Source organism: Acinetobacter sp. Ac8 (assembly GCF_055392545.1).
This window is the reverse complement of record NZ_AP043689.1, coordinates 63,690-76,633: the sequence shown is the minus strand read 5'-3', so window position 1 is coordinate 76,633 and position 12,944 is coordinate 63,690. Positions and strand designations below refer to the sequence as shown.

8 protein-coding genes are annotated in these 12,944 nt (G+C 40.2%); 4 read left to right on the top strand and 4 right to left on the bottom strand.

Features of this window, described 5'->3' with window-relative positions:
• Window positions 1–38: 38 nt before the first annotated feature.
• Both ACZ5QH_RS00255 and ACZ5QH_RS00250 read right to left on the bottom strand, forming a co-directional pair.
• The gene (locus ACZ5QH_RS00255) at window positions 39–3,185 is read right to left on the bottom strand and encodes an efflux RND transporter permease subunit (RefSeq protein ID WP_303576994.1); all 3,147 of its coding nucleotides are present in this window, start codon (window positions 3,183–3,185) and stop codon (window positions 39–41) included.
• 2 nt (window positions 3,186–3,187) lie between these two features.
• A complete protein-coding gene (locus ACZ5QH_RS00250; RefSeq protein WP_004818239.1) occupies window positions 3,188–4,288 on the bottom strand; it encodes an efflux RND transporter periplasmic adaptor subunit in 1,101 nt (366 codons plus the stop codon).
• 145 nt (window positions 4,289–4,433) lie between these two features.
• Here ACZ5QH_RS00250 and ACZ5QH_RS00245 point away from each other — a divergent pair, with 145 nt between their 5' ends.
• The 3 genes from ACZ5QH_RS00245 (at window position 4,434) to ACZ5QH_RS00235 (ending at window position 9,607) form a co-directional block, all read left to right on the top strand.
• The gene (locus ACZ5QH_RS00245) at window positions 4,434–5,054 is read left to right on the top strand and encodes a TetR/AcrR family transcriptional regulator (protein WP_096732460.1); all 621 of its coding nucleotides are present in this window, start codon (window positions 4,434–4,436) and stop codon (window positions 5,052–5,054) included.
• A gap of 226 nt (window positions 5,055–5,280) precedes the next feature.
• The gene (ppc, locus tag ACZ5QH_RS00240; RefSeq protein WP_096732458.1) at window positions 5,281–7,971 is read left to right on the top strand and encodes a phosphoenolpyruvate carboxylase; all 2,691 of its coding nucleotides are present in this window, start codon (window positions 5,281–5,283) and stop codon (window positions 7,969–7,971) included.
• Window positions 7,972–8,305: 334 nt separating this feature from the next.
• Window positions 8,306–9,607, top strand: a complete 1,302-nt coding sequence (locus tag ACZ5QH_RS00235) for a solute carrier family 23 protein (RefSeq protein ID WP_004718863.1) — start codon at window positions 8,306–8,308, stop codon at window positions 9,605–9,607.
• 49 nt (window positions 9,608–9,656) lie between these two features.
• On the opposite strand, the gene ACZ5QH_RS00230 is transcribed toward ACZ5QH_RS00235, so the two are convergent.
• Together ACZ5QH_RS00230 and ACZ5QH_RS00225 are read right to left on the bottom strand one after the other, a co-directional pair.
• On the bottom strand, window positions 9,657–10,373 hold the full coding sequence (locus ACZ5QH_RS00230; protein WP_239046804.1) for a nucleotidyltransferase domain-containing protein: 717 nt from the start codon (window positions 10,371–10,373) through the stop codon (window positions 9,657–9,659).
• Window positions 10,374–10,554: 181 nt separating this feature from the next.
• Window positions 10,555–11,685 carry a TDT family transporter gene (locus ACZ5QH_RS00225; protein WP_303576995.1) on the bottom strand — a complete coding sequence of 377 codons (1,131 nt, stop codon included), beginning with the start codon at window positions 11,683–11,685 and terminating at the stop codon, window positions 10,555–10,557.
• A 207-nt stretch (window positions 11,686–11,892) separates the two neighbouring features.
• Between ACZ5QH_RS00225 and ribF the strand changes: the two genes are divergently transcribed.
• Window positions 11,893–12,894 (top strand): riboflavin biosynthesis protein RibF, encoded by a 1,002-nt coding sequence (gene ribF / locus ACZ5QH_RS00220; protein WP_004718869.1) that lies wholly within the window; start codon window positions 11,893–11,895, stop codon window positions 12,892–12,894.
• Window positions 12,895–12,944 lie beyond the last annotated feature (50 nt).

The following is a 12,944-nucleotide window of genomic DNA, read 5'->3' as shown; positions in this document are numbered from 1 at the left end:
GAAGTTTTCAATTTTTCGCACCTAATATTCTCAACAATTTATGTATTTTCTGTAGTTTTTTTAATCTTAAACCAAGTCGCATACAGCGCTGGTAAGAAAAATAACGTTAAAAGTGTCGCAATAATTAAGCCACCCATAATGGCCACTGCCATTGGTCCAAAGAAAATACTCCGAGAAAGCGGAATCATGGCCAATACTGCTGCCAAGGCGGTGAGAATAATTGGACGGAATCGACGAACTGTAGCATCCAAAATTGCATCCCATTGATTCTGCCCTGATCGAATATCTTGTTCAATCTGATCAATCAGAATCAGTGAGTTACGCATAATCATTCCAGATAATGCAATGGTACCCAGCATCGCCACAAAACCAAAAGGCTTATTGAATAAGAGTAGAAATAAGACCACCCCAATTAAACCTAACGGCGCTGTCAAAAATACAATGAATGAGCGAGAAATACTCTTTAACTGCAGCATCAGCAAAGTAAATACCACCGCAAGGAATAATGGCATCCCTGCATTCACAGAGGTTTGCCCTTTTGCGGACTCCTCTACCGCGCCACCAACTTCTAACAAATAACCACTTGGTAAGGTTGTACGGAGCTGATCCATTTTTTCAGCCAGCTCATTGACCACGGTTGCAGGCTGTAACTTGGTCCGAATATCTGCACGTACAGTAATGGTCGGTAATCGATTGCGGTGCCAAATTAAACCATCTTCAAATTTATATTGAAGCGTAGCGATCTGCGCCAAAGGTACGGTGGTACCTTTACTTGTCGGAACAGCAAGACTGGATAATGCTTCAACATTAACACGCTCAGCCTGATCACCGCGGATACGAACATCTATCAACTCACGTTTTTCACGATATTGATTGATAATTGCACCCGATATTGAGCTGTTTAAAAAATTCGCCAAATCTTCTGAGGTCACACCCATTTGGCGGGCACGGTCTTGATCAATCACCAACGAAATGATTTTACTTTGCTCACCCCAGTCCAAATGAACATTTGCGGTATTTGGATTTTCACCCACCAGTTGAGCAACTTTTTGCGCCTCCTGACGAACAATTGCAATGTCTTCACCCGATACACGAAATTGCAATGGATAGCCGACTGGAGGACCATTTTCTAATAAAGAGACACGGATACGTACCTGTGGCAATAATTGGCGAATTTGCGTATCTAAGGATTTACGAATTTCATCACGATCATCCAGTGACGATGCTAAAACCACAAATTGTGCAAAACTGGCTTGTGGCATCTGTTGATCTAAAGGCAGATAGAAACGTGGTGTCCCTGTTCCTACATAAGCAACATAATTATCAATACCCTTTTGCTTAGATAAAAATGCCTCGACTTTCTTCACCGCATCTTCAGTTGCAGTCAGTGATGCACCTTCTTCCAATTTTAAATCGACCAAAATTTCGGCACGGTTTGAAGACGGGAAAAATTGTTGGGGTACAAACTTAAACATCACCACAGACAGAACAAAAACCCCAACCGTAATTGAAATGACGGTTTTTCTATAAGTCACACACCAGTTCACCAATTTTCTAAAGCTTTGATAAAATTTAGATTGATATGGATCAAAATGCTCACCAGTATGATGAATCACAGGCTGAGGTTCTGGTTGCTTTCGTAATCTTGCGAGAAGACGCTGATACCACGGCGCTTTTTGTGGCACTTTGTTAAAATCTGGAAGTAACTTATCGCCTAGATAAGGAACAAAAACCACAGCAGCAATCCATGAAACAATTAAGGCAATGGTCACCACTTGGAAAATTGAACGAGTATATTCCCCTGTGCTTGATGCGGCTGTAGCAATAGGTAAAAAACCTGCTGCGGTAATTAATGTTCCTGTTAGCATCGGAAATGCGGTACTGGTCCATGCAAAACCAGCTGCCTTCATCCTGCTATAGCCTTGCTCCATTTTGATGGTCATCATTTCGACGGCAATGATGGCATCATCAACCAATAACCCTAAGGCCAGAATTAAGGCCCCTAGAGAAATCTTATGTAAGCCAACATCAAATAAATTCATGCCTGCAAAAGTCATCGCAAGCACCAGTGGAATCGAAAATGCCACCACCAAACCTGTACGAAAACCCAGCGAAAAAAAGCTCACCAATAAAACAATAATGACCGCTTCTGCAAGAACTTTGACAAATTCATGAATACTGCGTTGAACAGCCACTGGCTGATCTGAAACTTTTTTCAGTTCCATACCTAAAGGCAGTGATTTTTGTAAGGTGTTAAATTCCGTTTCTAGGTTTTTGCCCAGTGCGATGATGTCACCACCTTTACGCATAGAAACCGCTAAACCAATTCCATTCTCGCCCATAAAACGCATGCGAGGTTGTGCAGGCTCACTAAATCCACGATAAACGTCAGCAACATCGCACAGTTGAATGGTTCGATTTCCCACCAACAAGGGCATTTTTTTCAAATCATCGACACTTTTTAAAGCACCACTGACTCGCACTTGAATACGGTCAGTGCCTGTTTCAAAAAAGCCTGCACTGGTCACACTGTTTTGCTTTGCCAAGGCTTCTTGGATTGCAGTAACTGGTACGCCCATTTGCACGGCTTTGGTGTTGGAAAGCTCAATCCAGATTTTTTGATCTTGTAGCCCCACCAGATTGACTTTACTGACATCTTTGACCCGTTGTAAGCGAAGCTGTAAACGATCTGCATATTCTTTTAACGTTGCATAATCAAAATCTTTGCCTGTTAAGACATAGATATTCCCGAAGGTGTCACCAAACTCATCATTAAAGAACGGCCCCTGAACACCAGAAGGTAACTGTGTTTTGATATCGCCTACTTTTTTACGCACTTGATACCAAACATCTGGAATTTGGTTAGATTTTAATGAGTCTTTTGCCATAAACATGACCATAGACTCACCCGGACGCGAGTAAGCCATAATCTTGTCATAGAGCCCTGTGCTCATCAGTTCTTTTTCAATTTTATCGGTAACTTGTAAAGAAACCTCTTGAGCTGTTGCACCAGGCCAATAGGTTTGTACCACCATGACTTTAAAAGTAAAGGGTGGATCTTCACTCTGAGAGAGTTTTGAATAGGAAAATAGCCCAACAATACCCAATAGGATCATAAAATAAAGTACTAATCCTTTATTTTTGAGTGCCCATTCTGACAAGTTAAAGGAATTAAATGGACTCATGATCATGCTCCTTTTTGAACAGTTACAGCACGATTTTCACGGTCTACCGGTTTTATTTTTTGCTTTTCACGAAGTAAATGTACCCCTCCGACAACCACCCATTGCCCAGGATTTAACCCTTTCACGACAGTAACGCTGTCACGACCATAGCTGCCCAGAGTCACTGAAACTTTAGCAATCGTTTGGTCTGGATTCACCACCCAAATATAGGCTTGATTATTATTTGCTGAGACGCTAGATAAAGGCACACTCAATACATTTTGAATATTTTGATTAAAGAATACCCGCGCACTTTGCCCAAGTTGAATTGCAGACTGCCCTTCTTTTAAAGCCACTTTAACCATAAATGTACGTGATTGATCGGCTGCTGGAGAAATTTCTCGAACATAGGCAGCAAATCGATCTTGAGGTTTAGACCATAAAGTCACCCATGCATTTTGACCGACTTTAATCTCTGCAATGGCTTGTTCAGGTACACCTATCACCACTTCACGATCACCATCAATCGCCAGTTGGTACGCCGCCTGCCCTGCTGAAATCACTTGCCCAGTTTCAATATTACGTTGGGTAATCACCCCATTTTTATTGGCAATCAATTGGTTATAACCGGTTTGATTGGCGCTCACATCATAATTAGATTGGGCTTGTTTTAAACTTGCCTGGGCAGCATCATATTGATTTTTGACTGAATCATATTGTGAGCGACTCACAGCATTGATCGGTAAGAGCTGCTGAAAGCGTTTAAATTCATCTGCTGCAGCCTTGGCCGCAGATTGCGCACTTTCAAGTTGTGCTTTGGCTGAGTTCAATTGTAGCTGGGCATCTTTCACATCAAGCTTTGCTAAGACTTGCCCTACTTTGACACGAGCCCCAACATCGACATAGCGTTCTGTAATTTGTCCCCCGACACGGAATGCCAATGCTGTTTGCTGTCGGGCTTGAACATCCCCCGCATAACTTTTTTGATCTTCATGTGATGTTGCAGGCTGGGTGACCATCACCAAGGGAATTTGTTCCGCTTCAGGTGCTGGTTTGCTACACCCCACTATTGTTACACTACACAATACCAATAGGCTCGTGATCATTAAATTTAAACTACGCATAGGCAAGGCTCTTAATCAAATGCATTTTTTCGGGCAAAATAGAATGAGTATATTTATTTGCTCATTTTTTAATTAATATACTGCATGGTACAGTAATTGTGAATCGTGTATAGAGTAATTAACCTATTTTTTTTTGGAAATTATTGTGCAAACAACCGCTGGACGTCCAAAGGACTTAGAAAAACGGAAACACATTTTGGAAGCCGCCAAAAAGCTATTTCTAAAATTGGGTTATCATGGTTCAAGCATGAACCAAATTGCCAAAGAAGCAGGCGTCACAAAGCTGACGGTATATAACCATTTTCAAGATAAAGAAACTTTATTTTGCTGTGCCATTGAAGCAACCTGTGAAGCGTCTATCGATGCTCGACCATTACGACTCAATCTTCAAAGTGATTTTTATGCGCATTTTTTTCAGGCGTGCGAGTTGGCACTCACTGTCATTAGCCTACCTGAAGCCATTAAACTTGAGCATTTGTTGTTAGAACTTGCCGCAGAGAAAAATCCTTTGGCTTTACAGTTTTATAATTCTTCCCATCAAAGAATGTGTGCAGTCTGGCAAGATTTTTTCCAACAAGCGGGCACGCTTAAGTTTATTCAAGCAGATAACATTGAAAAACAAATCAACCTGATTCTGTCATTATTATTGGGTGTTCGACACCACGAGGTTTTATTGGGGATCCGCCCAATTCCTACGGAAGATGAAAAACAACAAATCATCACCGAAAGTATTGATTTATTTATGATGAAATATAAAGCCAACTGAAATTATTTAAAAACAAAATAATGCCCAATTGTTGTTTAAGGCATACTCAATGCATATCGCATAGGCTTGTTGATATCAAAAGGGCAAAAACTAAAGCTAAATATCCAAATTAAAATTAAGTCAAAGTCGACTTCTTGCACAGTCATTTACATACTTTTGTAGGGAGTCACTTGGATTGTGGTGGAATCACGTTATATTCGAGATAACAAGAACTGGAGAGTAACAAATGGTTCAACAAATTGATGCTCCGCTGCGTGAAGATGTACGCTTACTCGGAAACCTTTTAGGCGAAACGCTAAAGGAACATGCAGGACAAGATTTGTTTAATCAAATTGAACAAATTCGGGCTTTAGGTAAAGGCGCTCGAGATGGTCAAATTGAAGCAGAAAAACAACTTGAACAATTATTTTTAAATTTAAAAGATGATGAAATTCTGCCACTCACTCGCGCCTTTTCACACTTTCTAAATTTTGCCAATATTGCTGAACAATATCACGTTGTGCGTAGTCGTCGACAAAGTGAGTGCGATGAAAACTCACCATCACCCAATGTGCTGGATCATTTATTTAGCAAATTCAAAGATCAGCAAATTTCAGCAGAAACGCTCTATAAACAAATTTGTGAATTAAAAATTGAATTGGTTCTCACGGCGCATCCAACCGAAGTCAGTCGTCGTACTTTAATCCAAAAATATGATGGCATTAATCATTGCCTGTCTACTTTTGATCAGCAAAAACTGACACCTAAGCAACGTGCAGATGTGTTAACCGATTTAAAACAACTGATCTGTTCTGCATGGCAAACTGACGAAATCCGTCAGCATCGCCCAACCCCGATAGATGAAGCAAAATGGGGTTTTACCACGATTGAACAGACCTTATGGAATGCGGTTCCAAAATTCATCCGTGAATTGGATGACCTCGTTCAGGACAATTGTGCAAAGGCTTTGCCTTTGGATATTTCTCCAATTCGTTTTGCATCTTGGATGGGGGGTGACCGTGATGGTAATCCGAATGTCACCCATAACATTACTCAAGAAGTTTTGTGGTTGTCACGCTGGAAAGCGGCGGACCTTTATGTGCGTGATATTGAAGATCTTCGTTGGGAACTCTCGATTGAAGCCTATTCCAATGAGCTACTTCAAGCTTTGGGTTATAGCCATCCTGAACCTTACCGTGAATATTTGCGTGCGACCCGTGAACGCCTCAAAGCAACCCGTCAATGGTTGGCAGATAAATTACGTGGTCAGCATTCAGATGTAGATCGCAGTTTAATCATTCGCCATAAAGATGAATTATTACAACCGTTATTACTTTGCTATCGTTCACTGATGGCATGTAATTTACCTGAGATTGCCAATGGTAAATTGCTCGACTTTATCTATCGAGTAAATTGTTTCGGTATTGAATTACTTAAACTGGATATTCGCCAAGAGTCAGGTCGCCATCGCCAAGCTATCTCAGCAATTACTGAATATCTCGGTTTGGGTAATTTTGAGACATGGACAGAACAAGCGCGTCAAAATTTCTTATTGCAAGAATTACAAAGCAAACGCCCGTTATTGCCTAAACATTTAAATGAGCCTTCAGGTAGTCTGATTGAAAACCCTGATGTTCAAGAAGTCTTTGCAACCATGCGTACTTTGGCTGAACAACCCAAAGAAAGCTTAGGTGCTTATATCATCTCAATGGCTGAATATCCGAGTGATGTTTTGGCGGTATTGTTACTGCAAAAAGAAGCGGGAATTGAGCATCCATTACGCGTTGTTCCTTTATTTGAGACCTTGAAAGACTTGGATGGTGCGGCAAGTACCATGAGTACCCTGTTCAATATGCACTGGTATAAACAGCATATCCAAGCTAAGCACGAAGTCATGATTGGCTATTCGGATTCTGCCAAAGATGCTGGTTTTATGTCCGCAAACTGGGCCCAGTATCGTGCGCAAGAAGAACTGACTGCAATTGCCAAACAACATGGTGTTCAACTGACCTTGTTTCATGGTCGTGGTGGTTCAATCAGTCGTGGTGGTGCACCAACCCAACAAGCATTATTTTCTCAACCACCTGGCTCAATCTCAGGCGCAATCCGTGTGACTGAACAAGGTGAAATGATTCGCTTTAAATTTGGTCTAGAAGAAATTGCCTTACAAAATTTGGAAATTTATGCTGCTGCAACCTTAGAAGCGACATTATTACCACCGCCTGTGCCAAAACAAGCATGGCGAGATTTGATGCACAGCATGACGGATTTATCTGTTCAGGTGTATCGTCAGACCGTGCGTGAAAATCCTCATTTTGTTAAATATTTACGTACCGTCACCCCTGAGCTTGAGTTACAAATGTTGCCACTTGGTTCACGCCCTGCGAAGCGTAAAGTCAGTGGTGGGATCGAATCTTTACGTGCCATTCCTTGGGTTTTTGCCTGGACCCAAATTCGTTTAATGCTTCCTGCTTGGCTGGGTACTGGCGCAGCGATCAACCAAGTGATTGATCAAGGTCAAAAAGCGGTATTGGATGAAATGTTAACGGAATGGCCTTATTTCCAAACCTTAATTGATATGTTGGAAATGGTTCTCTCTAAAGCCGACTCAAATATTGCACTGTATTATGAATCTCATCTTACCGATGATGAAGACTTAAAAGTACTTGGTGCTGAATTACGTCAACGCTTGCATGATGCAGTACAAACCCTGTTGGCGATGAAAGGTGAATCGCAGCTGTTAAGTTCCAATGATGTGCTTGATCAAGCCATGAAAGTACGTAAGCCGTATTTATTACCCTTGCATTTATTACAAGCCGAATTGATGAAGCGTCGTCGTGCATACTTGGCTGAATGTCAGGCGGAGCATACCCCTGTAGATCATGCACTGATGGTCAGTATTGCTGGTATTGCAGCAGGTTTACGTAATACCGGTTAACCACACCATATAAAAATTATTTTTAATTCCAAAGTGAGGAGAATGCGATCTGTCATTCTCCTCATTTTTTATAAAAATGCGAAACAATTCACATATTATAAAACGCCAATAACTTTTTTTGACCAATCGCAAAATCGCATTTTTTTTTAATTTTCACACGCAATTTTTTTTAATACTTTGATTTTACGCACTAACATTATTTAATTATTTGACCAAATGGTACAAAACATCAATTTTCCCTAATAAATGCAAGTGCTTAGTTTGACTAAAATGATTAAAACTCTCGAAAAGAAAGCGTATGATGTGTCCAATTTGTTTTTTGAGTGCTCAATTTATGTCCAACTGGTTTCCCAAATGGCGTCCTTATTCTGGCAGCATTGATGCAAGACCTGTCGGTACCAATGAGTATTTACCTCCTGCGCAAAGTGTCGTTTTAGGGATTCAACACGCATTTGCCATGTTTGGCGCAACTGTACTCGCACCCTTTTTAATGGGCTTTGACCCAAACCTTGCCATTTTAATGTCAGGGATTTGTACCATCTTATTCTTTATTGTTACGGGTGGTCGTGTTCCAAGTTACCTAGGTTCAAGCTTTGCCTTTATTGGGGTCGTAATTGCTGCAACTGGCTATGCTGCATCAGGTACAGGTACACCAAATGCAAATTTAGCTGTTGCAGCTGGCGGGATCATGGCATGTGGTGTGTTGTATGCAATGTTCGGCTTGCTCGTGATGGCAACGGGGACCAAATGGATTGAAAAACTCATGCCACCAGTAGTGACTGGTGCAGTTGTCATGATCATTGGTTTAAACCTTGCGCCTGTTACGGTGAAAGGTGTCGCTGGCAATGACTTTAATATGTGGATGGCCTTGGTCACTGTATTGTGTATGGGTTCAATTGCTGTATTCACGAAAGGGCTATTACAACGCTTATTGCTCTTGGTTGGGTTGTTATTGGCTTATTTGATCTATTTCATTGTTGCAAATGTAATGGGAAATGGAACACCGATTAATTTCACGCCGATTCAACAAGCCGCATGGTTTGGTACACCCACTTTCCATTCACCTGTTTTTGATCTCAATGCAATGTTAATTATTGCGCCGATTGCTTTAATTTTGGTGGCAGAAAACTTGGGCCACATCAAAGCAGTCAGTGCCATGACTGGCGAAAACCTAGATCCACAAATTGGTAAAGCTTTTGTTGCAGATGGTATTGCAACCACGCTTTCTGGTGGTGTCGGCGCACCTGGTATGACCACCTATGGTGAAAATATTGGTGTAATGGCCGTTACGCGTGTTTATTCTACGATTGTTTTTGTTATTGCGGGTATTTTTGCAATTTTCTTAGGGTTTTCACCTAAATTTGGCGCAGTTATTCATACCATTCCAACGGCGATTTTAACAGGTGCTTCAATCGTGGTCTTTGGTTTAATTACCATTGCGGGTGCGAAGATTTGGATTGAAAACAAAGTCGATTTTTCTCAAAATAAAAACTTGATGGTTGCCGCAGTAACAATCATTTTAGGAACGGGTGACTTTGCCCTTCAATTTGGTGATTTCAACTTGGGTGGTATTGGTACGGCAACGTTTGCAGCATTGATTCTCAACTGGTTCTTTAGCTTAAAAGATAAATCATAATTATAAATTTAACCTATTTTAAGCAGCCAAAAGGCTGCTTTTTTTATTTTTATATAATGTGAGCATCTATCCACAAATAAACGTTTTTTATTTCTTGGAGAGAGGTCTCACTCGATACATTTGGGTGATCAAGTTCTTTTAACAAGTATTGAAACGCTGCTTTTTGTTCAGGATATACATCTATCGCTTGTGCCACAGTATCGTTTAAATTGCATGGCCATCCTTCTATATTGTTCAATGTCAAAGGAAGCAATCGTATTATCCGTTTAATTAAAGATTTTTTAAGGTTGATTAATTCTTTTGCTGTTTGATCAGATGCCTCTAATATGCGTAAATACCCTTGTATATCAGCATCATAACCACTATTTATCGCCTTAATTACATCTCGATCAATTTGAACATCGTTAAAAAGTGCAGATAAATCTTCTCCATAAATATGCTGACAAAAGAATTTGATCCATGCTCCCCAACTTTGTAAGGAATGCTTATTTAAAACCTCGTCTAGAAAACCAATATCGACATCAACTTTAGGCAGAAATGGGTGTAAAACCTTAAGATTTGCGCTTATTTCAGCAATCTTTTCATTTAAATTTTTAGGTTTATTTTTAAAAATAACACAAAGGTCTAAATCTGACTGACCGATAATTGCAATGCCTTGAGCGACACTGCCATAAACATAGATACTATGTAAATCTTCGGCAAAGCTGCGACTAAAAGCGTTAATCACCTCTTTTAGCACGGGCTGAAATGCTTTTTGAATCCTCATTGATTGCAACATTCATCCATTTTTAAATTTTCTCAAACCAACATCATACTGCTTATATAAGATTTATTTTGTATTTCAATATTAAAAAAGCCCAACTGTAATCAATAGACAATTGGGCTTGGGCGATTTTATCATTAGTTCTTAATGATTGTTTTATAGACTGATTAATAAGGTTTTCTGTTTATTCACGTTCTAAAAAAGTCTTTAAGCAAGGAGAGAAAAACAAATTCCCTTGATACATTCCCCGCAAAGTTTTGCTCATCACCATCACCCACAACATCATTAAAATTACAGCAAATGCTAAGCCTGTATCTACAATAAAACTGAGATGTAATTGGTGACCTAAACTCAATATTGCCAAGGTAAATACACCCAGTGGGAAAGTCAGGCCCCACCAACCAAGATTAAATGGTAGCTCGGTTGCCGCATATTTAAGTGTGGTCAGAACTGCGATTGCAACCCACCACACACCAAAGCCAAGCAAAATAAAACTTGCCACAATCCCAGCATTTTGAAAGAACACACCTAAATTTTCTAACTGAATCAATGCCAAGACTTGAGGAGCCTGAGCACCTAGAACCAAGAGTGCCAATGCACCTGTACCAATTGGCCCTAAAGCTAACCAACTCGTAATTGCCAACTCTTTGCTCGGCAATTGATGTACAGCCAAACGTAACATCAGAATGGTGAGAATCCCAAAAGCAGGCAATACAGACATCCCCCACAGCATATAACTGGCGAATAAAATAGCCACCGCCTGTTGACTCGCATGCATATGCGCTAAAAGTAAGCCGCCTGATGTTGCTGCAACTTCACAGGCCACAATCGGCAATAACCACATTGCAGTCATTGTATGTAATTGATGATCTTGTTTATGGAACATACAAAACGGTACCAGCACCCCGATACCCACCGCTAAAACCACATCGACATACCACAACAACTGCGCAATTTGGAACGCAACATCACCATAAATGGCTATGCCATATTTTAAAAAGCCATTTAATACCGTTGCCAACCCCATTGGAATTGCACCTAAAAAGAGCGCCATTGCGGGATGGGAAAAAATCTGCTTCGCTTCTTGAGGATAGATGAGCCAGCGTAAGACATACAGTAGGATAAATACAGTAAACAGTAGCGTGTTAAACTGCCACAAAATAGTTGCCAGCTGCCATAAAAAATCAGATGCAAACGGAAATTCAGGCAAGATCAGTGCAACAACCCCTGTTCCCATGGTCATGGTGAACCAGTTTGGCGTAAACTGTCGAATCACATCACCTGTTTGTTCAAGTTGGTAAAATGGCTTTTTCATCGCTTCATCCTCATTTCAGCAGATAAATTGATTATAAAAGCATCTTTTAATAAATAAAATTGATTTAATTTCATAAAATGAATCAATTTTACTGATATAAAAGTATTCTCAGTCATTTTTTTCTGGATAAAAACACAACAACAAAGACGAAACTGTGAGATTATGGCAATATATAGTCCTTTCAAATTTTAAGCTTATTTTGAAACCATGCAGCTGTTACGTCTAAATGCCTTAGCACCAAATTTTCAATTGCCCCAAACCGCTGTGACGATTGGCAATTTTGATGGTGTCCATTTGGGACATCAGGCGATGGTTTCTCAACTCAAAGAAGTGGCTAAAGCCCAAAATTTAAAAACCTTGGTGATGATTTTTGAGCCACAACCTTTAGAGTTTTTCAAAGGTTATGAAGCACCACCACGGATTTCATCACTCAGAGAAAAAGTAGAATATTTATCTGAATTGGGTGTCGATTATATTGCTATTGCTAAATTTGATAATCAATTCCGTAGCTTAAGTGCAGAAAACTTTGCAAGCCTGTTAAAAAACAAACTCAATGCGCAAAGTTTGATCTTAGGTGATGATTTTCACTTCGGTAAAGACCGTCAAGGCAATAGTGAATTTTTAAAACAATATGGTTTTGATGTCACCAATCTCAATACCATTGAATTTAATGGCGAACGTGTCAGTTCAACCCGTATTCGCCAAGTTCTCCAAGCGGGTGACTTATCACTTGCAGCAAAATTATTGGGTCGTCCATACAGCATGATTGGTCGTGTGCAATATGGTGATCAAATTGGTCGTACTTTGAATTTTCCTACCATCAATGTTCGACTTGGCCGTCATAAACCCTGTTTAAGTGGTATTTATGCTGTCGATGTTATTTGCGAAAGTACCTCATTGACACAGAAAGTCAAAGCTGAGAACCCCGATAAAATAGGTGTTGCTGGCTATCAAACAGATGCGTTATTTGGTGCGGGCCATGTGGGAACACGCCCTGCAATCAAACAAGAACATCCAGAATGGCGATTAGAAGTACATTTTCCAAATGTTTCTGCTAATCTGTATGGTCTGTTAATGCGAGTCACTTTCCTCGACTATTTACATGGTGAATTAAATTACCCATCACTTGAAGCGCTTCAGGCGGGAATTGATGATGATGTCGAGCGTTTGCTTGAGTTTCGCAAAAACACCCCCAAATTTCCTTTTTAACTTAAACTTTTATTGTAAAACGCGTCAGCAATGGTGCTGATAATATTGGA